Origin of the sequence: Ensifer sp. ENS09, assembly GCF_014852425.1 — a bacterium.
Taxonomy (GTDB): Bacteria; Pseudomonadota; Alphaproteobacteria; order Rhizobiales; family Rhizobiaceae; genus Ensifer.
Genome location: NZ_JACVBP010000010.1, coordinates 1 through 25,163 on the forward strand (window position 1 = coordinate 1; position 25,163 = coordinate 25,163).

The 25,163-nt window shown below is 62.9% G+C and carries 19 protein-coding genes; 10 read left to right on the forward strand and 9 right to left on the reverse strand.

Annotation, left to right across the window (positions count from 1 at the left end):
• A partial coding sequence (locus IB267_RS32155) for an isocitrate/isopropylmalate family dehydrogenase (protein WP_246810926.1) occupies positions 1-314 on the forward strand: 314 nt, incomplete at its 5' end.
• Positions 315-543: 229 nt separating this feature from the next.
• A complete protein-coding gene (locus tag IB267_RS32160) occupies positions 544-1,233 on the forward strand; it encodes a phosphatase PAP2 family protein (RefSeq protein WP_192451462.1) in 690 nt (229 codons plus the stop codon).
• Positions 1,234-1,334: 101 nt separating this feature from the next.
• Here the strand turns inward: IB267_RS32160 and IB267_RS32165 are convergent, their stop codons facing one another.
• A complete protein-coding gene (locus IB267_RS32165; RefSeq protein WP_192451463.1) occupies positions 1,335-3,224 on the reverse strand; it encodes an MFS transporter in 1,890 nt (629 codons plus the stop codon).
• Positions 3,225-3,324: 100 nt separating this feature from the next.
• On the opposite strand from IB267_RS32165, the gene IB267_RS32170 reads away from it, so the two are divergent.
• The 3 genes from IB267_RS32170 to IB267_RS32180 all read left to right on the forward strand — a co-directional run bounded on the left by IB267_RS32170 (position 3,325) and on the right by IB267_RS32180 (position 5,760).
• Positions 3,325-3,597: a hypothetical protein gene (locus tag IB267_RS32170; protein WP_192451535.1), complete on the forward strand. Its 273-nt coding sequence runs from the start codon at positions 3,325-3,327 to the stop codon at positions 3,595-3,597.
• A 113-nt stretch (positions 3,598-3,710) separates the two neighbouring features.
• Positions 3,711-4,745, forward strand: coding sequence for an aspartate-semialdehyde dehydrogenase (locus IB267_RS32175; RefSeq protein WP_034800169.1), 1,035 nt, complete (start codon positions 3,711-3,713; stop codon positions 4,743-4,745).
• A gap of 193 nt (positions 4,746-4,938) precedes the next feature.
• Positions 4,939-5,760, forward strand: a complete 822-nt coding sequence (locus IB267_RS32180; protein WP_043623755.1) for a lytic transglycosylase domain-containing protein — start codon at positions 4,939-4,941, stop codon at positions 5,758-5,760.
• A gap of 82 nt (positions 5,761-5,842) precedes the next feature.
• Here the strand turns inward: IB267_RS32180 and IB267_RS32185 are convergent, their stop codons facing one another.
• A complete protein-coding gene (locus tag IB267_RS32185) occupies positions 5,843-6,496 on the reverse strand; it encodes a carbonic anhydrase (protein ID WP_043623742.1) in 654 nt (217 codons plus the stop codon).
• A gap of 128 nt (positions 6,497-6,624) precedes the next feature.
• Positions 6,625-7,506: a pyridoxal kinase PdxY gene (pdxY, locus tag IB267_RS32190; protein ID WP_192451464.1), complete on the reverse strand. Its 882-nt coding sequence runs from the start codon at positions 7,504-7,506 to the stop codon at positions 6,625-6,627.
• Positions 7,507-7,791: 285 nt separating this feature from the next.
• Here pdxY and IB267_RS32195 point away from each other — a divergent pair, with 285 nt between their 5' ends.
• Both IB267_RS32195 and IB267_RS32200 read left to right on the forward strand, forming a co-directional pair.
• The gene (locus IB267_RS32195; protein ID WP_192451465.1) at positions 7,792-12,585 is read left to right on the forward strand and encodes an NAD-glutamate dehydrogenase; all 4,794 of its coding nucleotides are present in this window, start codon (positions 7,792-7,794) and stop codon (positions 12,583-12,585) included.
• A gap of 127 nt (positions 12,586-12,712) precedes the next feature.
• Positions 12,713-14,140: an MFS transporter gene (locus IB267_RS32200; RefSeq protein ID WP_192451466.1), complete on the forward strand. Its 1,428-nt coding sequence runs from the start codon at positions 12,713-12,715 to the stop codon at positions 14,138-14,140.
• Positions 14,141-14,196: 56 nt separating this feature from the next.
• Here IB267_RS32200 and purH read toward each other — a convergent pair whose 3' ends face one another.
• The 4 genes from purH to htpX form a co-directional block, all read right to left on the reverse strand.
• Positions 14,197-15,807, reverse strand: coding sequence for a bifunctional phosphoribosylaminoimidazolecarboxamide formyltransferase/IMP cyclohydrolase (gene purH, locus IB267_RS32205; protein ID WP_192451467.1), 1,611 nt, complete (start codon positions 15,805-15,807; stop codon positions 14,197-14,199).
• 232 nt (positions 15,808-16,039) lie between these two features.
• Positions 16,040-17,725 carry a heparinase II/III family protein gene (locus IB267_RS32210; RefSeq protein WP_192451468.1) on the reverse strand — a complete coding sequence of 562 codons (1,686 nt, stop codon included), beginning with the start codon at positions 17,723-17,725 and terminating at the stop codon, positions 16,040-16,042.
• A 213-nt stretch (positions 17,726-17,938) separates the two neighbouring features.
• A complete protein-coding gene (locus IB267_RS32215; RefSeq protein WP_192451469.1) occupies positions 17,939-19,351 on the reverse strand; it encodes an RsmB/NOP family class I SAM-dependent RNA methyltransferase in 1,413 nt (470 codons plus the stop codon).
• Positions 19,351-20,310: a zinc metalloprotease HtpX gene (htpX, locus tag IB267_RS32220; RefSeq protein ID WP_192451470.1), complete on the reverse strand. Its 960-nt coding sequence runs from the start codon at positions 20,308-20,310 to the stop codon at positions 19,351-19,353. The genes IB267_RS32215 and htpX overlap by 1 nt, the downstream gene beginning before the upstream one ends.
• A gap of 125 nt (positions 20,311-20,435) precedes the next feature.
• On the opposite strand from htpX, the gene IB267_RS32225 reads away from it, so the two are divergent.
• Positions 20,436-20,636, forward strand: a complete 201-nt coding sequence (locus IB267_RS32225) for a DUF1674 domain-containing protein (protein ID WP_043624199.1) — start codon at positions 20,436-20,438, stop codon at positions 20,634-20,636.
• A gap of 159 nt (positions 20,637-20,795) precedes the next feature.
• Here IB267_RS32225 and acs read toward each other — a convergent pair whose 3' ends face one another.
• On the reverse strand, positions 20,796-22,745 hold the full coding sequence (gene acs / locus IB267_RS32230) for an acetate--CoA ligase (RefSeq protein ID WP_192451471.1): 1,950 nt from the start codon (positions 22,743-22,745) through the stop codon (positions 20,796-20,798).
• Between the two features lie 227 nt (positions 22,746-22,972).
• Between acs and IB267_RS32235 the strand changes: the two genes are divergently transcribed.
• A complete protein-coding gene (locus IB267_RS32235) occupies positions 22,973-23,674 on the forward strand; it encodes a DUF1013 domain-containing protein (RefSeq protein ID WP_034800153.1) in 702 nt (233 codons plus the stop codon).
• 75 nt (positions 23,675-23,749) lie between these two features.
• On the opposite strand, the gene IB267_RS32240 is transcribed toward IB267_RS32235, so the two are convergent.
• Positions 23,750-24,136 (reverse strand): ectoine synthase, encoded by a 387-nt coding sequence (locus tag IB267_RS32240; protein WP_192451472.1) that lies wholly within the window; start codon positions 24,134-24,136, stop codon positions 23,750-23,752.
• Positions 24,137-24,278: 142 nt separating this feature from the next.
• On the opposite strand from IB267_RS32240, the gene IB267_RS32245 reads away from it, so the two are divergent.
• Positions 24,279-25,145, forward strand: a complete 867-nt coding sequence (locus tag IB267_RS32245; protein WP_192451473.1) for a LysR substrate-binding domain-containing protein — start codon at positions 24,279-24,281, stop codon at positions 25,143-25,145.
• Positions 25,146-25,163: the final 18 nt, after the last annotated feature.

Here is a 25,163-nt window from a genome sequence, read left to right on the forward strand (position 1 = left end):
CGTCGGCCTCGCTCGGCGCGCCGGATGGCGTCACCGGCAAGCGCAAGGCGCTCTACGAGCCGGTGCATGGTTCGGCGCCGGACATTGCCGGCAAGGGCATTGCCAACCCGATCGCGATGATCGCGTCGTTTGCCATGTGCCTGCGCTACTCCTTCAACCTCGTGAAGGAAGCCGACAATCTGGAGAAGGCGATCGCCAACGTGCTCGACCAGGGCATCCGCACCGGCGACATCATGGCCGAAGGGGCGAAGAAGGTCGGAACGACCGAAATGGGCGACGCCATCCTTGCCGAGTTCAAGGCGCTGTCGGCGTAAGCTATAAGCAACACCTCAAGGCGTCGACCTGGCGCCTGCCGAAGCCACGACAAACAAACACCTCCAGAGCGCATCCGGAGGTGTTTTGCGTTTACGGCCTTGAATTTGCCAAAAGAACCGACACATCGGGGAAGACAGACCGGGCCGCCTGGCGCAGCGAGCGCCCTGCACCAAGCCCCGACGGGAGCACACAATTGCCGCGCGATCTGGCCGGCAGGACAGGAGAACCATGAACCGACCACTTGCGGCCACCGGATGGATCGTGCTGACGACTGCCGTCCTCGTGTTCGCGCTCATCCCGCTCGATCCGTTCCTGTCGCAGCGCGCTCAGGGCCTGCCGGACAGCATCGTCACCTTCAATGAACGGATCACCGATTTCGGTACCTTTGGCTGGATGATCTATCTTTCGGGTATCCTGCTTGCGGGGGCCTTCGTGCTGCGCCGGGCGGCAGGCCAGGGGCCGCTTCAGAACAAGGCGCGCGCCGCCGGCGATCTCGCCGCCTATTTCCTGCTGACGATCGGCACGGCCAGCGGCCTCGTGCACACGCTGAAGCTCCTGATCGGACGGGCACGACCGGAACTCTTTGCCGAGCTCGGCGCCTACAGCCTGACGCCGTTCGCCACCAGTGATCTCTATGAAAGCTTTCCGTCCGGGCACTCGACCGCGGCCGGTGCGTTTTTCGGCGTCTTCGCCATGCTGCTGCCGAGACTGAGGCCACTGTTTCTGGTCCTGGCGCTGATAATCGGTGTTTCCCGCGTCATCGTTGGCGCACACTATCCGAGCGACGTCGCCGCCGGGCTGCTGCTCGGCCTTTGGACATCGGTGATGATGGCGTTTGTCTTCGCCAAATACGGTCGCCTGTTTCGCCTCGGCCCGGGCGGTTGGCCGCTTGCCGGACGCAGCGAGCCGACCCAATAAAAAAGCCGGCGCGGAAGACCGCGCCGGAGTCAGGAGAGCCATAATAGCTCGGGGAAGATTTGAGGTGCTCCCGGGATTTGTTCTCTCCGGGAGCGCCAGGCTTAATCCATCGCGTGGATGTCGCGATCCTTCGTTTCCGGCAGGAACAGGAGGCCGATGACCAGCGTGATCCCTGCAAAGACGATCGGGTACCAGAGGCCGTAGTAGATATCGCCCTGGGCAGCACTCATCGCGAAGGCCGTTGCCGGAAGCAGCCCGCCGAACCAGCCGTTGCCGATGTGGTAGGGCAGCGACATGCCGGTGTAGCGGATGCGGGTCGGGAAGAGTTCGACCAGCAGGGCTGCGATCGGGCCGTAGACCATCGTCACGTAGATGACGAGCACGGTGAGCACCGCGATGATCGTCGTCCAGTTGACGTTGGCAGGATCCGCGACCATCGCGTAGGTGCCGCCGCCGGCGATCGTGTAGACGGCCATTTCCGTGGCAGCGCCCACTTCATCCTTGGTCAGCAGCTTGTCAGCGATGAGCTTTTCGGCCGGAACCATGGTCTTTTCACCGCCGCGCACTGCGGCTGCGTCAAGCGACAGTTCCGGGTTGGCGGTGACAAAACCGTCAAGCTTGGCGTCCGGAACCTTTGCCGCGCCACGAACCAGCGGGTAGCCGGCATTGTGGAGCGCCATGTTGATCTGCTTTTCGAAGGCGGCGTTGGCGGCCTTGGCACCATCGCCAGCAGCGACTGCGTCGTAGCTGTTGATCGTGGTGTCGCCGACCTTGACCGTCGCCGCCGTGCCCGCTGCTGCCGTCGTGACGACGTCGTAGGGAACGGAGTTCTTGGTGAGGAACGCGGTTGCGATGTCGCACGAGGTTGTGAACTTCGCCGTGCCCGTCGGGTTGAACTGGAATTTGCAGTCGCCGGGAGCCGCGGTCACCGTTGCGCGAACGGTTGCCTGGGCTTGGGCGAGTGCAGGGTTACCGGCCCAGGTCAGCGCCTTGAACAGCGGGAAGTAGGTGAGCATCGCAAGCAGCAGACCGGCCATGATGATCGGCTTGCGGCCGATCTTGTCGGAGAGCCAGCCGAAGAGCACGAAGAAGCCCGTGCCGATCAAAAGCGAGGCGGCGACCATGATGTTGGCCGACTGACCGTCCACTTTCAGCACGCCGGTCAGGAAGAACAGCGCGTAGAACTGACCGGAGTACCAGACCACGGCTTGTCCGACGACGGCACCGAACAGCGCCAGAAGCGCGATCTTGGCGTTCTTCCACTGGCCGAAGGCTTCTCGAAGCGGCGCCTTGGAGCCCTTGCCCTCTTCCTTCATTTTCTTGAAGGCCGGGGATTCGTTCATCTTCAGACGGATCCAGACGGAAATGCCGAGAAGGACGCAGGACAGCAGGAACGGAATGCGCCAGCCCCAGGCGGCGAAAGCTTCCTTGCCGAGCGCGAACTGCACGAGCAGGATCACCACCAGCGACAGGAACAGACCGAGCGTCGCCGTGGTCTGGATCCAGGACGTGAAGTAGCCGCGACGCCCATGCGGCGCGTGTTCGGCCACGTAGGTTGCCGCACCGCCATATTCGCCGCCGAGCGCCAGGCCCTGCAGCATGCGCAGCACGATGAGCAGGATCGGCGCGGCAATGCCGATCGAGGCAGCGCCGGGCAGGATGCCGACCAGGAAGGTCGACAGACCCATGATCAGGATCGTCACGAGGAAGGTATATTTGCGGCCAACGAGGTCACCCAGGCGACCGAAGACGAGCGCGCCGAACGGGCGAACCAGGAAGCCCGCGGCAAAGGCCAGAAGCGCGAAGATGTTACGCGTCGTTTCCGGGTAGGAACTGAAGAAGGTCGCGCCGATGTAGACGGCGAGCGAACCGTAGAGATAGAAATCGTACCATTCGAAGACGGTACCGAGCGACGAGGCGAAGATGACCTTCTTCTCCTCGCCGGTCATCGGACGCGTTTTTGCGTCGTCCGCTGTCGCGACATTTGCCATTTTGATAATCCTCCACTCCAAAGGAGCGCCCATTGGCTGGTCCAGCATTCCTCCCTCGAACGTCCGGACGTGGTGCGCCTGAAATGAGGATGTCAGAAAAGTGTCATCACAGGCAGAGATGCTTTCGGCTTATGACTTTCGTCTAATGCGGCGATCGATCGCGGGCAGGGCTGGGAGCGTGCCGGCGCGCGGCAATGTCTTGACTCTTCCCCAAAACCGCGTAAGAGCAGCGACGAACGAGGAAATCACCACCATGCGACCGATCGGTCCAGCCATCGCTGCTTTGATCCTGCCGGCTCTTGCCGCGGGGCAGGATGTCGATTTTTCGTTCGCTTGCAAAACAACGGCCAAAACGACGACGAAAACCGTCTGACGTCTCTGGCCCTCCGCTCTCTCCCCGGTTTGGCTGGGGACAGGAACCCTCGCGGCAGGTCGCGCGGTTTCCCCCTCACCCGACGAGGAGAGACAGAAAAGAGAGCTTAGATCATGGGTTTCAAGATTGCAGTCGCAGGCGCCACCGGCAACGTCGGCCGGGAGATGCTGAACATCCTTTCCGAACGCGGCTTTCCCGCGGATGAAGTGGTCGCCCTTGCTTCGGCCCGCTCCCAGGGCACGGAAGTTTCCTTTGGCGACAAGACCCTCAAGGTTAAGAACCTCGAAAACTACGACTTCTCCGACACCGATATCTGCCTGATGTCGGCCGGCGGCGCCGTTTCGCTGAAGTACTCGCCGAAGATCGGCCAGCAGGGCTGCGTCGTCATCGACAACTCCTCGGCCTGGCGCTACGACGCCGAAGTGCCGCTGATCGTGCCGGAAGTGAACCCGGACGCGATCGCGCAGTTCACCAAGAAGAACATCATCGCCAACCCGAATTGCTCGACCGCCCAGCTCGTCGTCGCGCTGAAGCCGCTGCACGACCACGCCAAGATCAAGCGCGTCGTCGTCTCGACCTACCAGTCGGTTTCCGGCGCCGGCAAGGACGGCATGGACGAACTCTTCAACCAGACCCGCGCCGTCTTCGTCGCCGATCCGATCGAATCGAAGAAGTTCACCAAGCGCATCGCCTTCAACGTCATTCCGCACATCGACGTGTTCATGGAAGACGGCTACACGAAGGAAGAGTGGAAGGTTCTGGCCGAAACCAAGAAGATGCTCGACCCGAAGATCAAGGTGACCTGCACGGCGGTGCGCGTTCCCGTCTTCATCGGCCATTCGGAATCGGTCAACATCGAGTTCGAAAACGAGATCACCGCCGACGAAGCGCGCGACATCCTGCGCGAAGCGCCGGGTTGCCTGGTCGTCGACAAGCACGAGAACGGCGGCTACGTCACCCCTTACGAATGCGCCGGCGAAGATGCGACCTACATCTCGCGAATCCGCGAGGACGCGACCGTCGAGAACGGCCTCAACCTGTGGGTCGTCTCCGACAACCTGCGCAAGGGCGCTGCTCTCAACGCCATCCAGATTGCCGAGCTCCTGGTCAACCGTGGCCTGATCAAGCCGCGCAAGCAGGCTGCCTGAAAACGGCACTAGAACCATTCACTCCCGCCAGGCTCTTTCGGGCCTGGCGGGTTTCCTGTTTCACGAGGGGCCGATCCTTCCCGGATTCACGTGAAACCACGATAAAGTTACCTGCCGCTTGCGGGAGGTGACACGGCCGGCGAAGGCTGGCATTTTTAAGAGCAACGAGATTCGGGCTATGACGGGGTATTTCATGCACAGGGCGAAGTGCGCAGCAGTGGGGCTTGTCGCCCTGATTTCGACTGCAGTTTTTCCGGCGGTGGCATCTGCCGCCCAATGCGGCAATGACGGAAGCGGCTTTGAAGCCTGGGTTCAGAACTTTAAGCAGCAGGCTTCCGGCAGCGGCATCAGCCCGCAGGTGCTTGACCGTGCACTCTCCGGCGTCTCCTACAACAAGGCGACGATCCGCGCCGACCGCGGCCAGAAGAGCTTCAAGCTGTCGCTGGACCAGTTCATGCAGAAGCGTGGCGGCCAGGTGATCATTTCCCGCGGCAAAAAGATGAAGCAGCAGAACGCTGCCCTCTTTGCCAGCATCGAGCGGCGCTACGGCGTACCGGCCGGCCCGCTGATCGCCATCTGGGGCATGGAAACCGGTTTCGGCGGCTTCATGGGCAAGGAGCACACGCTCTCGGCCGTTTCGACGCTCGCCTATGACTGCCGTCGCTCGGACTACTTCACCAACCAGCTTTATGCGGCCCTGCAGCTTGTGCAGCGCGGCGACCTGAGCCCGGATGCGCGGGGCGCCGCCCACGGCGAAATCGGCCAGACCCAGTTCCTGCCCGCCAACGTCCTGAAATACGGCGTCGATGGCGACGGCAACGGCCATGTCGACATGGTTCGCTCCAAGGCCGACGCGCTGGCGTCCACCGCCAACTTCCTGCGCGGCCATGGCTGGCAGCCGGGCGCCGGCTATCAGCAGGGTCAGGCGAACTTCGCCGCGATCCAGGGCTGGAATGCGGCAACCGTCTACCAGCAGGCGATCGCCATCATCGGCGCCGAGATCGACGGTCTCTAGGATTTGCGTCTTTCGGAACACTTAGTCGTTCCAAACAGACAAAAGGCCCGGTTCGGAAGAGCCGGGCCTTTTTGCTGAGCGATTACATTCCCGGGCGGGAGAAGTCGCCGGTAACCGGGTCCATCACCCAGAGTTCGCCGGTCGAGATGTCGAACCAGGCGCCATGCAGGTGGAGCTTGCCCTTGGCTTCGAGGATCTGGACGCATGGGAACGTACGCAGATTGGCAAGCGAGTTGCGGATCGAAACCCGCTCAAGCGCGCGCTGGCGCTCAGCCTGAGTCATCACGTCATTGCTCTGGATCTGCTCGGCCGAGGGCTTCAGAAGATGCATCCAGCGTCCGATGAAATCGCCCGGCGACAGCGGCTCGGCATCCGGATCGAGTGCCGCCTTGATACCACCGCAGCGGCCATGGCCCATGACGACGATGTCGCTGACGCGCAGCGACTGTACGGCGAACTCCAGCGCCGCCGAAGTCGAGTGGTAGTGCCCATCCGGCTCGTAGGGCGGCATGAGATTGGCGACGTTGCGCACGACAAAGAGTTCGCCAGGGCCGCTGTCGAAGATCGTTTCCGGCGCAGCGCGCGAGTCGCAACAGGCAATGACCATTGTCTTCGGCTTTTGCCCGGTTTCCGCCAGCGCCTTGTAGCGTTTCTGCTGTTCGCTGAAGCGACCGTTCATGAAATTGTGGTAGCCGTTCAGAAGATAGTCCGGAAAACGCTGCTGCTGCTTGTCCATCGATTGCTCCGCTCGTGCTTCAAGGCGGCATGGCCGGCTTTCGCCCACCCGCACCTCCGTCATGAAAATGATCGCGATCTAAAATTCAATCCACGATGCCATAGGGTGGCGGTCCGTGAACAGCTTCTTCACTTGCGCCGCATCTGATTCGGATGAACCAGCCGGCGCATCTGCACCATCGCCATGGGCGTCGAGAGGCTCGACGCGTCCTGCTCGATGGTCAATTCATCTGCGCCGCGCTTGACGCTCCGCGCGATGATCTCAAATACGCTCGCCGTCGCCATCTGCAAGGCGCGTTCCTCTGAGAGTCCTTCAAGGATCCGGGCGAGAAACACCGCCGCCAACAGGTCACCCGTGCCGTTCGGCGGGTTTTCGACCAGACGATGTTCGGCAAGCAGCGCGTGGTTGCCCGAAAGAAAGAGATTGCCGGTCCCGCCGCTCATCATCGGTACGGCGGACGTGACCAGCACGCGGGCCGGACCGAGGCCGAGCGCCGCGTCGAGGATCGCCGTGTTCGTCTCCAGCGTCGCGCCAGCGAGCCAGGCAAGCTCGTAGCGGTTCGGGGTCGCAAGATTTGCAAGCGGCAGCAGGCGGTCGCGAATGGCAACCGCCGTGGTTTCCGGCAAATAGAGACCACCGGCATCGCCGACCACGGGGTCGCAGGCATAGATCAGCTTGGGATCGCGCTCCTTCAGCGCCGTCACCAGCCGCGCCACGGCTTCCGCCTGTCCCGCCGAGCCGAGGTAGCCCGAAAGCACGGCGCGCACCTCTCCGGCCCAGGGTGCTGCAATAAGGTCATCGATCACCGCCCCGAAATCCTGATCGGAAATGGCGATCCGCGTCGAGGGGCCATGACCCGGATGCCAGGGGAGGATGACGGTCGGCAGGGCCCAGACCGGATGCCCCAGGGTCTCCAGCGCGAAGACCACGGCCCTGTTGCCCACCTTGCCGCGCACGACATGGCTCGAGATGACGATGACGGCGCCGGGCAGGGAAGGCATTTCGGGCATCGACCAGTCCAATCCTACGATCTCGAAACTCTGTTCACCCGACTGTCACCGCCCTGTCAACAGCCGATGGCAGATAGGCTCCGGAGAAGCCTCTGGCGTTTTCGTGCTTTTTCTTCGATTTTCGAGCAATTTTCGCGAAATTACCTTCGATTTAAATGGATTTAAGCTGTTTTCACGTGAAATTCTCCGATTTTGGGCTCGATTTTGCCGAAATCAGCGTAAAAAGCGGTCGCCATTAGCCATGGTTCTGATAGGGTTTGGCCTATCATGAATGGGAGAGACTTCATGGGCGTGAAATACAATCCGAAGCGGGACAGACACATCGACGCAGCGAAGGCGGCCGCCATCAAACTGGGCGTCGAGGCGCTGGCGCCGGAGATCCTCTTCGGTGGGGCCAGCAACGATGACCTCGATCTCTATTCGGCGGACATGCTGGCGCTGACCGCAGCCCATGCGGCTCGTGAACTCGCCCGCTGGGATGGCGGCAAGCCGCAGGTTTCGGTCGAAGCCGTCGCCGGCATCGTGCCGGGTGGTACCGAGGTATCGGTCATCGCCGTAACCGAACGCAACATGCCGTTCCTCTATGACTCGGTCATGGGGGAAATCACCAGCACCCACCGTGACATTCACCTCGCGATCCATCCCATCCTGGTCAAGGAACCGGGCAAGCCGGCAAAGCTCTTCGATCCGGAAGAGGAAAGCGATCCGTCGCACCGCGTCAGCCATATCCAGATCCACCTGACCAAGCTTGCGCCCGTCGAGGCGGAGCAGCTCAGCAACCGCATCCGCGACGTGCTGGAGCAGGTCCACCAGACCGTGCACGACTGGCCGGCGATGACGACCTTGCTCGATCAGGCCATGTCGGAACTCGAAACCTACAACGCGACGCGCAAGAAGAGCGATCGCGACGAGGCGCTCGCCTTCCTTCGCTGGCTGCGAGACAACAACTTCACCTTCCTCGGCATGCGCGAATACACCTACTCGGGCAAGGGCGAGAAGGCAGCCGTCGAACGCGGCAAGGGCAGGGGCCTCGGCATCCTCTCCAACCCGGATGTGCGCGTTCTGCGCCAGGGCAAGGACGCGGTGCTGACCACACCTGAAATTCTCGCCTTCCTCGATGGCCCCGATTTCCTGATCGTCACCAAGGCCAACGTCAAGTCGGTCGTCCATCGCCGCGCCTACATGGACTACATCGGCGTCAAGCGCTTCGACGCCGATGGCAACGTCGCTGGCGAGTTGCGCATCGTCGGCCTGTTCACCTCCTCGGCTTACACCCGCCAGGCGGCTGAAATTCCGCTTCTGCGCCACAAGATCGAAAAGATCGTCGATCACTTCGGTTATGATCCGCAAAGCCATTCCGGCAAGATGCTGGCCAACACGCTGGAATCCTATCCGCGCGACGACCTGTTCCAGATCGATGTCGGCCTGCTGGCCGCCTTCTGCGAACAGATCAACGAGCTCGGCGATCGGCCGCGCATCCGCGTGCTGCCGCGTATCGACCATTTCGACCGCTTCGTGTCGGTCATCGTCTTCGTGCCGCGCGAGCAGTACGATTCGGATGTTCGCGAAAAGATCGGCGACTATCTGAAGACGGTCTATGACGGCCGCGTCTCCGCCTACTACCCGGCCTTCCCGGAAGGCGGCCTTGCCCGCGTCCACTTCATTATCGGCCGCTCCGCCGGCAAGACGCCGCGCATTCCGCAGGCAAAGCTCGAAGAGGCGGTTCGCGGCATCGTCACCCGCTGGATCGACCGGTTCGACCTGCTTGCCCGCAAGGACGGCATCGAACTCGATGTCGACAATGCCTACCAGTCGTTCTTCACGCCGGCCGAAGCCTATGCCGATCTGGCCGACATCGCGGCGTGCAAGGGCCCGGATCCGATCCGGATCGAGTTCTATCACTATCCCCGTACCGTTTCGCGGGCCGATACCGCCGAGCTCAAGATCTTCCACGCCAGCGAACCCGTGTCGCTGTCGCGCCGCGTGCCCTTGCTTGAAAACCTCGGCTTCCGAGTGATCAGCGAACAGACCTACGACATCGGCGTCAACGCCCATGGCGAAGAGAAGCGCAAGGTCGTGCTCCACGACATGGAACTGATACATCGTGACGGCCACGCGCTGAACCTTGAAAAATCCGGACCGGCGCTCGAAGAAGCGTTCCTGGCCGCCTGGAACGGCACGACCGAGGACGACAACTTCAACCGGCTGGTCCTGCTTGCGGGCCTCAACGCCCGTGAGGTGACGGTGTTGCGCGCCTATGCCCGCTATCTGCGCCAGGCCGGCATCACCTACTCGCAGGGCTATATCGCCGACACGCTGAACAAGTATCCGGCGATTGCCGCCGACATCTTCAAGCTGTTCGTGACCCGCATGGATCCGAAGCTCGAGGAAAAGCCGCGCGCCAAGAAGTGCAACGCGCTGCTGTCGGCGATCGAGGACGCGCTCTCGGCCGTTCCGAGCCTCGACGAGGACCGGATTCTGCGACGCTACGTCAACGCGATCGAAGCAACGCTCCGGACCAACTACTTCCAGCATGACGCCGACGGCAAGCCGCGCGCGGTCCTCGCCTTCAAGCTGGACCCGAAGCAGCTCGACGGCCTACCGGAACCGCATCCGTTCCGCGAAATCTTCGTCTACGGCACCGAGGTCGAGGGCGTGCACCTGCGCTTCGGCAAGGTCGCCCGCGGCGGCCTTCGCTGGTCGGACCGCGCCCAGGACTACCGCACGGAAGTGCTCGGCCTCGTCAAGGCGCAGCAGGTGAAGAACGCCGTTATCGTGCCCGTTGGCGCCAAGGGCGGCTTCTATCCGAAGCTGCTTCCGGTGGGCGGCACCCGCGACGAGGTCTTCAAGGCCGGTACCGAAGCCTACAAGACCTTCATCCGCACGCTTCTGTCGGTCACCGACAACATCGTCGGCCAGGACGTCGTACCGCCGGCCGACACGCAACGCCATGACGGTGACGATCCCTACTTCGTCGTGGCCGCCGACAAGGGCACTGCGACCTTCTCCGACACGGCCAACGGCCTGGCGCAGGAAGCAGGCTTCTGGCTCGACGACGCCTTCGCATCGGGCGGTTCGGCCGGTTACGACCACAAGAAGATGGGCATCACCGCCCGCGGCGCCTGGGAAACCGTCAAGCGACACTTCCGCGAGATGGACATCGATATCCAGACGACGCCCTTCACCGTTGCCGGCGTCGGCGACATGTCGGGCGACGTCTTCGGCAACGGCATGCTGCTCTCCGAAAAGATCCGCCTGATCGCCGCCTTCGATCACCGCGACATCTTCATCGATCCGTCGCCGGATATCGATGCCTCCTTTGCCGAGCGCAAGCGCATGTTCGACCTGCCGCGTTCGAGCTGGCAGGATTATGACCGCAAGACGCTTTCGGACGGCGCGATGATCATCTCGCGTGCCGAAAAGTCGGTGACGCTGACGCCTGAGGCGATGGCCGCCATCGGCCTCGACAAGCAGAAGGCAACGCCCTTCGAGATCATGAACGCGATCCTGAAGAGCCAGGTCGACCTGCTCTGGTTCGGTGGCATCGGCACCTATGTGCGCGGCAGCAACGAAACGGACGCCGAAGTCGGCGACCGCGCCAACGATGCCATTCGCGTGGCAGCCGAAGAGGTCCGCGCCCGTGTTATCGGCGAGGGCGCCAACCTCGGCGTTACCCAGAAGGGTCGCATCGGCTTCGGCCTCAACGGCGGCCGCTGCAACTCGGATGCCATCGACAACTCGGCGGGCGTCAACTCGTCCGACGTCGAGGTCAACATCAAGATCGCGCTTGCCTCCGCCATGCGCGACGGTCGCCTGACCCGTCCGAAGCGCAACACGCTGCTCGCCTCGATGACCGAGGAAGTGGGCCACCTGGTGCTGCGCAACAACTACGAGCAGTCGCTGGCGATCTCGCTGACCGCCATGCAGGGGCTTGGCAACCGCACGACACTTGGCCGGCTGATGACTCGCCTCGAGGCCGACGGCCATCTCAACCGCAAGGTCGAGACGCTGCCGACCGACCAGGCGATGACCGAGCGTTACCAGGCGGGCAAGCCTTTGACCCGCCCGGAAATCGGGGTGCTGCTCTCCTATTCCAAGCTCGTTCTCTTCGATGAGCTGATTGCAAGCGAGCTGCCCGACGATCCGTACTTCACGGCAACGCTCGAGCGCTATTTCCCGGGCAAGATGCGCAAGGCCTATGCCGGCGACATCCACGGCCACCGCCTGCGCCGGGAAATCATCGCGACGATCCTCGCCAACGAGGTCATCAACCGCGGTGGTCCGGCCTTCGTTTCGACCCTGACGGACGCCACGGGTTTCCTCTCGGCCGACGTCGTCAAGGCGGCCGTGCTGGCGCTCGACGGCTTCGACCTGCCGCGGATCTATGACGAGATCGACGCGCTCGACAACAAGATCGGCGGCGGCCTGCAGAACATCCTCTACCAGGAAGTGGGCCGCATCTTCACGCTCGTCACCGAGCGGACGCTGCGCACCCATGCGGCGACCGGCTCGGTCTCCGAGGCCGTGTCACGCCTCGGCGATGGCCTGCAGAAGCTGCGCGCGACCATGCGCACTGCAGTCTCCGGCGAAAGCGCCGAAGAAGCTCGGTTGAAGACCGCAGCCTTCGTCGAGGGCGGCGTCCCCGCCAAGCTCGCCGAGGAAATCTCGGAACTGGCGCTGATGACACTGGTGCCCGAGATCATGCAGATCGCCGCGGAAACCGGCGAGACGCTGAGCCGCACGGCGCAAGGCTACTTCGCCGTCACCGACACGCTTCGGATCAACCGCCTGCTGGCGGCATCCGATCGGGTTCCGGCAACCGAGCAGTTCGAGGCCATGGCTCTGTCACGCGCCGTCTCCGATATCGCCGCCGCACGGCGGGATATCACCGCGGCGGCCCTGCGCGAGCAGAAGAAGGAGCGCAATCCGGTTGCCGCCTGGGAAGAAAGCGAGCGCGTTCGTGTCGCCCAGGCGACCGGCCAGTTGCGCCTTCTGACCGAGAAGGGTGAAACGACGCTTGCCAAGATCACCGTTGCTGCGGGTCTCCTCAACGACCTCGCACGCGGCAGGGCGAAGTAACGGACAAAAATGCGGGCAGTTTTTTCGCCCGCATCCGGTTCCAGACCTTTTGGAATCGGTTCAATTGAAGATAGGCTGCGCCGCGCGTTCGAGGGGACGCGCGGCGCAGTCGTTTCGGGAGGGGACTTTGCAGATTTCGGCCGAGAGGACTGAAGACCAGCCACGCACGTCCAGTGCGGGCATTGCCGGCTGGATGCTGTTCGATTGGGCGGCGCAGCCCTTCTTCACCGTCATCACCACCTTCATCTTCGGCCCATATTTCGTATCGCGGCTGACGGAGGACCATGCGGTCGGCCAGGCGATGTGGGGCTACACACTCACCGTTTCGGGCATCGTCATCGCGGTGCTTTCGCCGGTGCTTGGCTCGATCGCCGACGCCACCGGGCCGCGCAAGCCCTGGATCGCCTTCTTCGCCGTCATCAAGATCGGATCGCTGGCTATGCTCTGGTTCGCGGCCCCCGGCTCGCCGATCCTCTATCCGGCGATCTTCATGATCCTTGCGACGGTCGCAGCCGAATTCTCGATCGTCTTCAACGATTCGATGATGCCCCGTCTGGTGCCGGAGAAGGACGTGGGGCGCATTTCCAACATCGCCTGGGGGCTCGGCTATCTCGGCGGCATGATCGTGCTGGTCGCCGTCGTGGCCTTGCTTGCCGGAAGTCCTGAGACCGGCAAGACGGCCCTTGGCATCGACCCATTGTTCGGCCTCGATCCGGCTGAGGGCGAGGATGCGCGCATCACCGGCCCGGTCTCCGCCGTCTGGTACCTCGTCTTTATCCTGCCGATGTTCCTGTTCACGCCCGATGCCACCAAGGCGGCGATGTCGCTCGGCAAGGCAACCGTCACTGGCCTCAGGGAACTCAAGGGCACGCTCGTCGAGCTTCGCGAACGACGTGGCATCCTGCGCTTCCTGATTGCGCGCATGATCTTCCAGGATGGGGTCAATGGTCTGCTGGCGCTCGGCGGCACCTTCGCAGCCGCGATGTTCGCGTGGCAGACCCTGGAGCTCGGCGTCTACGGCATCATTCTCAACGTCGTCGCGATCGGCGGCTGTCTCTGCGCCAGCTGGCTGGATGCACACCTTGGCTCCAAGGTGATCGTCACCGCCAGCTTGATCTGCCTGACGATTGCCACGATCGGCATCGTCTCGACGGGCCCCGGCTTCACGCTGTTCGGGCTGCTGCCGCTGTCGATGGAAGATACCGGCGGCCTGTTCGGCACCGCCGCCGAAAAGGCTTACATTCTCTACGGCCTGCTCGTCGGTGTCGCCTTCGGCCCCGTTCAGGCCTCGTCGCGCTCCTACCTCGCCCGCAGCGTCAGCCTCGACGAGGCCGGTCGCTACTTCGGCCTTTATGCGCTGTCCGGCCGTGCCACTTCGTTCCTCGCTCCCGCAACCGTTGCCACGATTACGCTTGCCACCGGCTCGGCAAGGATCGGCATGATGGCGCTGATTGCTTTTCTGGTGATCGGCCTGCTGATCCTTCTGCGCACGCCCTATCCGGCCGATGACGGTCGCAAAAAAGCCGCCGCGTCCTGGGGAAGCGACGGCTTCTGACTGTTGGGCCTTAGCGGCCAATTCCGGACAGACGCCCAGCGCCCGCCCCGACGATCTTAGTGGCGGAAGTGGCGCATGCCGGTGAAGACCATGGCGACGCCATGCTCGTTCGCAGCCGCAATTACCTCTTCGTCACGCATCGAGCCGCCCGGCTGGATGACGGCGGTGGCACCCGCCGCAATCGCCGAGAGCAGACCATCGGCAAACGGCAGGAAGGCTTCGGAGGCGACAGCCGAGCCCTTGGTAAGCGGCGTTGCAAGACCCAGTGCCTTGGCGGCTTCTTCGGCCTTGATCGCGGCAATACGGGCGGAATCGACGCGGCTCATCTGGCCGGCGCCGATACCGGCGGTCTGGCCGTCCTTGGCGTAAACGATGGCATTCGACTTCACGTGCTTGGCGACCTTGAAGGCGAACTTCATGTCTTCAAGCTCCTGCACCGTCGGCGCGCGCTTGGTGACGACCTTGAGCTCGAGGTCCTCGACCATGCCGTTGTCGCGCGTCTGCACGAGCAGGCCGCCCGAGACGGTCTTGGCGGCAAGGCCCGGGATGCGCGGGTCCGGCAGGCCGCCGGTCGCAAGCAGGCGCAGGTTCGGCTTGCGTGCAATCACGGCCTTGGCTGCGTCGCTGACAGCAGGCGCGATGATCACTTCGGTGAAGAGCTTGACGATCTCTTCGGCCGTCTCCGCGTCGAGTTCCTGATTGAGCGCGATGATGCCGCCGAAAGCCGAGGTGGAATCGCAGGCAAGCGCCCGGCGATAGGCTTCGGCGAGCGTCGGAGCAGTCGCGACGCCGCAAGGGTTGGCGTGCTTGATGATGGCGACAGCCGGTGCCTTCTCAGGCAGGAACTCGGCCACCAGCTCGAAGGCCGCATCCGTGTCGTTGATGTTGTTATAAGAGAGCTGCTTGCCCTGCAGCAGCGTCGCGGTGGCGACACCCGGGCGGTTCTCGCCGGTCAGATAGAAGCCCGCCTTCTGGTGCGGGTTCTCGCCGTAGCGCATCTCTTCCTTCAAGACGCCGCCGATCACCCGGTGGCGCGGCATCGGTGTGTCGAGCGCTTCGGCAAACCAGTTGGAAATGGCGGCGTCGTAAGCCGCGGTGCGGGCATAGGCCTTGGCGGCCATCTTCTGGCGGAAGGCGTAGGTCGTCTTGCCGGAATCAAGCTCTTCGAGCAGCACCGGATAGTCGGCCGGATCGGTGACGATCGTCACATAGGCATGGTTCTTGGCCGAAGCGCGGATCATGGCCGGACCGCCGATATCGATGTTTTCGACGGTTGTCGGGTAGTCGCCGCCCTTGGCCCGGACTTCCTCGAAGGGATAGAGGTTGATGATCGCAAGATCGATGGCGGTGATGCCGTGCGTCGACATGGCGGCAACGTGATCCGCATCGTCGCGGATCGCCAGGAGGCCGCCGTGAACGCCCGGATGCAGCGTCTTCACGCGGCCGTCCATGACCTCGGGGAAACCGGTCAGCTCGGAAACGTCGCTCACCGGCAGGCCGGCCTCGGAGAGCACCTTGTGCGTGCCGCCCGTCGAAACGAGCCGGATGCCCTTTTCGTTAAGAGCGCGCGCGAGCTCGACGACACCCGTCTTGTCGGAGACGGAGAGGAGGGCGGTGCGGACCGTAACCTCGTTCGGGGCGGGGATTTTCTTGGAGGCGACAGCCACAACCATGCTCCTTTGGCGGCGCCGGACGCCCCGGGAGGAAGCTCCGGCGGTTGAGATGGCTGCCCGTTAGCATAGCTTGCCGGGCGAAGGAACCTCGCGGGGCCCTAAGATCGCGATGAATTTGGATCGGATCGATCCAAATTCATCAATGCCATCGCTCCTGAAACGCGGGCGGAAAACCTCAGGCGCTTTTCCTGCGCGCGCCCGACCTCAAGACAGGCGGACAGGCGGCTCAGTTGGCGCGCGAAAACGTCCACTGGATCTCCGGCTGCTGCGCGATCGCAAAGGTCACCGTCAGCTGCTGCGAGGCCCGGATACCCGAGGGATCGGCAAAGAAGATATCCTCCTCGACCGCAAGGTCCCCGTCTTGGCAAGCAAACAGCCAGATCTCGCCGTCGGGCGCCGTCAGGAAGATCTCGCGCGCGCTGTTCTGGCGAATGGCGACCGCGGGGTGAATGTGGAATCGTGCTACGGCAACCCCCGTATCGCCTGCCTCAGGGTCGCTGCCGTCTGCGCGCGACAGCCGGTCGCGGCCGCGGATCATGCGGCCGCCGTTCAGGACACCGATGCCACGCTCGTGAACGAGGCCGAAGGCGGAAAGGTAGCCGTCATGGCTTGCCGTCACCGACTCGAGCCCGCCCGCCTCGTCCTTGCGAGCCGCAGTCACTTGTCTGACGCCCGACGTCATGATCGGTCCGAGAAAGCGCGACTGCGAAAAGCGTGATGACGAGGTGTCGTTGACCGTCACGGTCGAATGGGCAGCCGTCATCCGCGCCATCTGGCGGAAACGCTCCCCGGCAAACTTCGGCGCACCGGAATTGACGACGAAGCGCGTCTTGCCCGACGACATTTCGAAGGACAGGCAACCGGCATGGGCGCTGCGCGACAGGTCGACCGAAAGCGGCCGCCCGGTGTCCATGATCACGACCGTGTTTTCCATCGCCATACGTTCGTAGTGCGCGTGGGGCAGCGAGCGGAAGGGTTCGCCGGCCGTCTCGTCATAACGCAACACCGACGCCAGTTCATGCGCCAGAACCGAGGTAGCGCCATTGAACAGCGCCAACTCACCACCTTGATGCCGGAAGAAGCGCAGGGCCGGGTACATCCGGTCGATGCAGGGAATGAGGCGCGACGGCACGTCATGGCCGAGATTGACGTAGGTCTGGCGGAGCGGCAGCAGGTCCAGCAGCAGTTCGAGGCCGGCGCGCGGGCTGCGCGAGAAGTGGCTGCCGTCGGGCAGGATCTGCCGGTCGAGTTCGAGATCGAGGTGGCGCGATGCCTTGCGGATGGCGCTGGGCGATGCCGGCATGGAAACCGACGCCATGGCAAGCGCAAGCCGCACCCGAAGCCTCTGCTCGCCGTCGCGCACCGTATCGGCGATATGCCGGAGATAGCGTACCTGCAGCGCCAGGCTCTTGAGGAAGCGTCGGTAGAAGCCATGTTCGGCATTGCGCAGCACGACGGGCGAATGGGAAAGCCAGGCGATGATGCGCTGCGCCATGATATCCGCATCCCAGGCAACGCCGCCGAGATCGCGTCCATGGGTGCCGATCCAGTCGTCGACGATCTGCCGTAGCCGGACGAAGCCTGCGTCCTCGCGGATCGCCCTCAGGTGCCGCAGCCAGCCGAAGGAATGCAGCCGGGCGGCAAATTCGCGCGACGGCAGATCGATCTCGAACGGCGACTCGCCCTCCGTGTCGAGCACGCGGCCGGCAAGCGGGAAACGCCCGGCAAGAATCTCTTCCGCGACAAAGGGATCGACGGCCCTGAGATCCGTCGGCGCAACAATCAGACGATTGGGGGTGGAGCCGGTGAAGCGCAGCGTGGAGACGCGCCCGATCGACAGGCGACGCGACACACGGCGCCAGCCTTCACGCACATACAGGTAAGAAAGCCTTCGCCTGCCGGAAAACAACATCAACGCCGCCGGTTACCTCATCTCTGGCACGATCGCTCACGTCATCGGAGCCGGCCAGGACCTCGCGCCAGCGCCCGCATGGTGCCGCGAAGACCATTAAACTTTTATCAATCCTGCCATCTTTGATAGGCTTCCCGGTCGAAAGCGTCAAATGATGCGGTGGAACAGGGCCTTGAGGCCCAGTTCCAAGCGCTGAAATGCGAGTTTGCGCTGTTATTTGCGGCGAATCACCGCTGCGTAGAAACCATCGAGGCCACTCGAAAACGGAGCATCGAGTGGCAGCATGGCAGGCGTCGTCCGCATTTCGCCGATCGGCGTGATCGCGTCCTCGAGCCCCGGCCAGTCGGCGGCGGAAATCGGCACCCGCTCGTAGCTTTCGCCAGAACCGATGACCCGAGAAACGACCTCTTCACCTTCGCGCGGGTCGAGGGAGCAATTGGAGAAGACGACCGTGCCGCCGGGCTTGACCACCGTCAGCGCATGACGAAGCAGCCGCTCCTGCAGGTCGGCGAGCTTTTCGATGTCTTCCGGTCCCTTGGTCCACAGCACGTCAGGGTGACGGCGGGTCGTGCCGGTCGAAGAGCAGGGGGCGTCGAGCAGGGCGGCATCGAACAGCGTCTCCGGCTGGAAGTCCGCCATGTTGACTTCCGTGGTCTCGGCTTCGAGCCCAAGCCGCTTGAGATTGCCCTTCAGTCGACGCAAGCGGCTACCGGACTGGTCGAGCGCCGTCACTTCGGCGCCGGCGAGGATGAGCTGGGCGGTCTTGCCGCCGGGTGCGGCGCAGAGATCGACGGTCCGCTTGCCCTTAAGGTCGCCGAAGAGCCGCGCCGGGATCGATGCGGCCGCGTCCTGAACCCACCAAGCACCATCATTGAATCCGGCTAAGGAAGGAATCGAGCCGGAGAATGCGCCGAGCCGCACAGAGCCGGTCGGTAAGACTGTGCCACCAAGCCGCTCGGCCCAAGCCGCAGGCTCGGACTTGACGGAAAGATCGATCGCCGCCGGCGTCAGCTGTGCCTCGGCGATCTTCTCGGCCGCCGCTGCGCCGTAGTGGACAATGAGGCGCTCGAAGAACCATTCCGGCATCGCCGGAATGTGGCGCGTGCTTTCGAGAACGGCATCCTTTTCACGCGACAGACGCCGCAGCACGGCGTTCACGAGATTGGCGAAACGGCGGTTACGCGGATCGTTCTGTGCCTGTTCGACAGCGAGATCGACAGCGGAATGATCAGGCACGTCCAAATAGAGGATCTGTGCCGCCGCCACGGCAAGCACGTGGTCGAGCGCCCGCGCACCCTCCGGCAAGGGCGTCTGCAGCAGCGAGTTGATCGCAGCCTGCACGCGCGGCAGATGGCGAAGGGCGGAATTGAGAATTGCCCGGACCAGGGCACGGTCGGCTTCATTCAGCTCGCGATAGGCCGGGTTGCCGTGCTCGCTGTCGAGCATGCCGTCGAGCGACGTCTTGCGGTCGATAACGGCCGCCAGGATCTTCGCGGCGGCCTGACGCGCTCTCAGGCCAGGCTTCTCCGGACCACGCGGCGCCGGGGCAGGCTTCTTCGACTTTGCTGCGCCACCGTTGCGGTGCGATCGTTTCGGACGTGAATCGTTGTTGTTTTCTGCGGACATCAGGACCAGGGACCTTTGGGCGGTTCGGAACCACCGCGACCCCAACCGGTAGAGGGCACAGAGCGCGATTTGCGCACGGGATTATCAGCCCGAACCGGCGGCGTCGAGACCGAAGACATCTCCTGGGCCATCTGCTGCAGGGCAGCGATGCGGTTTTCGGTGTTCGGATGGGTCGAAAACAGGTTGTCCATGCGCTCGCCGGAGAGCGGATTGATGATGAACATATGCGCTGTAGCCGGGTTGCGCTCGGCATCGTCGTTGTGGATCTGATGGGCGGCGCCTGCGATCTTCTGCAGCGCCGAAGCGAGCGCCAGCGGCCTGCCGCAAATCTCGGCGCCGCGACGATCGGCCGAGTATTCGCGCGTCCGGCTGATCGCCATCTGCACCAGCATCGCCGCCATCGGCGCCACGATCATCGCCACCAGCGTGCCGATGAAGCCGAGCGGATTGTTGTTTTCACGGTTGCCGCTGAAGAAGAAGGCAAAGTTGCCGAGCATCGAGATCGCGCCGGCAAGGGTGGCCGTCAGCGTCATCGTCAAGGTGTCGCGGTTCTGTACGTGGGCGAGTTCATGCGCCATCACGCCGGCGACCTCGTCATAGTTGAGAGCGTGAAGCAGGCCGGTCGAAGCGGCGACGGCAGCATTCTCCGGATTGCGGCCGGTGGCAAACGCGTTCGGCTGCGGGCTGTCGATCACATAGACACGCGGCATCGGCAGCCCGGCATTGCGCGCGAGGTCGCGAACGATGCCGTAATATTCCGGCGCGCTGCGCTCATCGACCTCCTGCGCGCGGTACATGCGCAGCACCATCTTGTCGGAGTTCCAGTAGGAGAAGAAGTTCATGCCTGCGGCCATGACGAAGGCGATCATCATGCCACCGCGTCCGCCGATGGCGAAGCCTACCGCCATGAACAGGGCGGTCATGACTGCAAGCAGCATGGCGGTGCGGACAAGGTTCATCAGAAGGCTCCGGGTCGTCGACGTTTCACGTGAATCAGGGTTCCCGTACGGGGAACGGCATCCTATATGATGGGTGCAAACACCCAATTCTTCAATATTGATGCTCGAATCCGGATACCGTTCAGATGCAGAACGACAATGACAATGCCGCCGACCGCCCGAAGAAGCCGCTGCCGCCGGCCGCCGTGCGGGCGCTGAAGGAAGCGGAAGAGCGGCGTCAGGCGGAGATCAAGAAAGAGCTGCCGCCGGAGATCGGCGGGCGCGGGGGCGAAGATCCAGCCCGCTACGGCGATTGGGAGATCAAGGGTCGCGCAATCGACTTCTAAGTCCGGGTCGGTCGCCTGCGACCGCGATCTGAATCCGGCTCACGAAATTGTCCGGCTTGCCGAGACAGGTGCCGCATCGGCGACACCGGAGATCTTACATCATCTGCGACAATAGGAGAGCCGCCGCACGCCCGAGAGGCGCACGGCGGTTTTTCAAGGTCAGGCCTTGTTCTGGCGATTGGCGATCAGATCGTCGACGACGGCCGGATCCGCGAGCGTCGAGGTATCGCCGAGCGCGCCGAAATCATCCTCGGCGATCTTGCGCAGGATGCGGCGCATGATCTTGCCCGAGCGGGTCTTCGGCAGGCCCGGAGCGAACTGGATCTTGTCCGGCGTGGCGATCGGGCCGATTTCCGAACGGACATGCTTCACCAGGGCGGCGCGCAGTTCTTCGTTGCCGATTTCACCAGCCATCAGCGAGACATAGCAATAGATGCCCTGGCCCTTGATCGGGTGCGGATAGCCAACGACGGCCGCTTCCGAGACGAGGTGGTGCGACACGAGCGCCGATTCCACTTCGGCCGTGCCGAGACGGTGGCCCGACACGTTCAAGACGTCGTCGACGCGGCCGGTGATCCAGTAGTAGCCATCCTCATCGCGGCGGCAGCCGTCACCAGTGAAATACTTGCCCTTGTAGGTGGCAAAGTAGGTCTGGCCGAAACGCGCGTGATCGCCATAGATCGTGCGCATCTGACCCGGCCAGCTGTCGATGATGCAGAGGTTGCCGTCGGCAGCGCCCTCGAGCACGTTGCCTTCATTGTCGACAAGCTGCGGCTGAACGCCGAAGAACGGCCGCGTAGCCGAACCCGGCTTGAGGTCTGTCGCACCCGGGAGCGGCGTGATCAAAATGCCGCCGGTTTCCGTCTGCCACCAGGTATCGACGATCGGCGACTTCTGCTCGCCGACGACATTGTAATACCACTCCCAGGCTTCCGGGTTGATCGGCTCGCCGACCGAACCGAGCAGGCGAAGCGACGAGCGCGAGGCACGCTTGACGAAGTCGTCGCCCGCGCCCATCAGCGAGCGGATCGCCGTCGGCGCAGTGTAGAAGACGTTGACCTTGTGCTTGTCGACCACTTCCCAGAAACGCCCGGCATCCGGGAAATTCGGCACCCCTTCGAACATCACGGTGGTCGCCGCATTCGCGAGCGGACCGTAGACGATATAGGAGTGACCGGTGACCCAGCCGACGTCGGCGGTGCACCAGTAGACCTCGCCGTCGCGATAGTCGAAGACATATTCGTGCGTCATCGACGCATAGACGAGGTAGCCGCCGGTCGTGTGCAGCACGCCCTTCGGCTTGCCGGTCGAACCCGAGGTATAGAGGATGAACAGCGGATCTTCCGCCTTCATCTTCGCCGGCTCGCAATGCGGCTTCACCGTCGCGATTTCCTGGTGATACCAGAGGTCACGGCCCGGTGCCCAGGCGGTCTTGCCGCCGGTGCGGCGCACGACCAGAACCTTGTTGACGATGACATGCTGCTTGGCTGCGATGTCGATCGCCGTATCGGTGTTTTCCTTGAGCGGGACCGGCTTGCCGCCGCGAACGCCCTCGTCGCAGGTGATGACGAAGGTGGACTCACAGTCTACGATACGGCCGGCAAGTGCGTCCGGCGAGAAGCCGCCGAAGACGACAGAATGGATGGCGCCGATGCGGGCGCAGGCAAGCATCGCATAGGATGCTTCCGGGATCATCGGCATGTAGATGGTGACGCGGTCACCCTTCTTGACGCCATGCTTCTTCAGGACGTTGGCAAGGCGGCAGACCTGCTCGTAGAGCTGGTTGTAGGTGATCTTCTTGTCGATATAGGGATTGTCGCCTTCCCAGATGATGGCGGTCTTTTCGCCATGCGTCTTCAGGTGGCGGTCGATACAGTTGTAGGAGACGTTGGTAAGGCCGTCTTCATACCACTTGATCGAGACCTTCCCCTTGAAGGATGTGTTCTTGACCTTGGTATAGGGCTTGAACCAATCGATCCGTTTGCCGTGCTTGCCCCAGAACTTTGCCGGATCGGAAACGCTCTCTTCGTACCACTTCAGGTATGTGGCGTTATCAAGCAGCGTCCGGCTCTTGGCAGACTTCAACACCGGATAGATTTTGGCGGACATATTTTCCTCCCTACGCATTCCTAGTGCGGTTCGCCCCTCCTAGGGCTCCCCCGTTTCGCGCACATTCATAGCAGGTCAAATGCCCGCCGCAATTAGACAAAAGGACATTTGGAACTGAAGAATTGCAATTTCGCGACAACGACGGTATAGAGGCCCACATTTCCCGGAAATCAGTGGTAGACTCCACGGCCCGCGACACCGGCGCGGCGGACAAAAGGACTATATCCATGGCTCAGCAACTGCTTATGCCCAAGGCGACCGCCGTCTGGCTGGTTGACAATACCGCGCTGTCCTTCGACCAGATCGCGCAGTTCTGCAAGCTGCACCCGCTCGAAGTGAAGGCGATCGCCGACGGTGAATCCGCGCAGGGCATCAAGGGCCTCGACCCGATCGCGACCGGTCAGCTTTCGCGCGACGAGATCGCCCGCGCCGAAGGCAACCCCAACCACAAGCTGAAGCTGTCCGAGCCGAAGGTTCGCGTACCTGATAGCAAGCGCAAGGGCCCGCGCTACACCCCGGTTTCCAAGCGCCAGGATCGCCCGAACGCCATTCTGTGGCTGGTTCGCAACCATCCGGAACTCAAGGACGCGCAGATCTCGCGTCTCGTCGGCACCACCAAGTCGACGATCGAACAGATCCGCGAGCGCACCCACTGGAACTCCGCCAACCTGACCCCGATGGACCCGGTAACCCTCGGCCTCTGCTCGCAGATCGACCTCGACCTCGAAGTCGAACGCGCTTCCAAGGGCCGTCCGCTGCCGACTGCTGCCGAACTCGGCCAGACGCTGGAATCGGCCCAGGAAACCGAAAAACTGGGCTTCAGCTACGAGCGCGAGGAAGAGAAGGAAATCGACGCCGATGCCGTCTTCGCCAAGCTCAAGTCGCTGAAGTCGGACCGCAAGGACGAGGACGAAGACGATCAGTACTGATCGCCGTCCAGCCCAATGAAAAAAGCCCGGATCGTCGATCCGGGCTTTTTTGTTGGTCGGTGCTCGGCAACGAGTTCAGTAGGCCGAGCCGGACGGATCGTTGAGGTTGTGCCGCTCGGTCCCATTGAGGGGCGGATTGAAGATGCTGACGAGGATCAGGTCTTCGTCCTTGCCGCCGCGCAGGAAATGCTTGTCGTGCTGGTCGAGCACGTAGATGTCGCCCTTGTTGATCGGGAAGACCTTGCCCTGCATGTCCTCGACCTCGCCGTGCCCAGCGATGCAATAGCAGGCTTCGAGATGGTTGCGGTACTCGAGCAGCGATACCGTTCCGGCACGAACGACCGTGTGGCAGACGGTGAAACCCATGCCGTCCCGCTCGGTCAGCAGCCGGTGGCTGGTCCCGCTGCCCCATTCGACAAAATGGTCGGTAGCTTCGATCTGCTGCAGGCTGCGCACGAACATAGGTCTCTCCATCTGTAAGGATTTCTAATGTCTACGGATGGGAAACTCTCTCCCAATCTGGTGGTAAGCCCAGTATCCGTTGACAACGGTGACCAATCAAACGACGTTTCCTCAAGGCATTGATGAGGAAAACTTACAGATTATGTTGCCACCACTCGGCATGCTGCGCGCCTTCGAAGCCGCGGCGCGTCTGGCGAGCTTCTCCCGCGCCGGCGATGAACTGCATGTGACGCACGCGGCCGTCAGTCACCAGATCCGGCTGTTGGAGGAGTGGTTCGGCCGGCCGCTCTTCGTGCGCGAGAAGCGTGGGGTCAGGCTGGCGCCAGAGGCCGAGAACCTGGCCGCGGTATTGACATCGGCATTGGAGCGCATCGCTGCCGAAACGGAACTGCTGCGACTGAACGCCAAGGCGCAGGTGAGCGTTGCCTGCATACCCTCGATCGCCACGCGCTGGCTGATCCCGGCGCTCGGCGAATTCCTGCACCGTCACCCGGAGGTGGACGTCAAGGTCGTCTATGCGATGGCCGAGCAGCAATTGCGGGAAACCGGCTGCGACGTCCTCATCACGCTCGGGGCCGACAAGAGCGAAGGAACTCGTTCCGACCGGCTGTTCTCCCGCATCAACCGTCCGGTTGCGAGCCCTCGCTATCTCGAACGAAAAGGCGCGCTGACGTCACCGCAGGCGATCGCGTCAGCCCATCTGTTGCACGACGAAACGACGTCACGCTGGCGCGATTGGCTGGCAAGGGCAGGGCAGGAGGCCACGCAGACGTTGCGTGGCCCGGTGTTTCAGGACTTCAACCTTTTGGCAACGGCAGTCATTGCCGGCCATGGTGTGGCGCTTTGCCCGGTCGAAGTCTTCCGGCGCGAAATCGACAACGGAGACCTGGTGATCCTGTCCGATATCGCCACCCAGGAGGACGAAAGCTACTTCCTGATCACCAAAGTCACACGCTCAAAGAGCGCAGCCAGTTTCAGTGATTGGTTTGTCGCGGTCGTGCACACCTAGTTCGGCGTGCACTGCGCA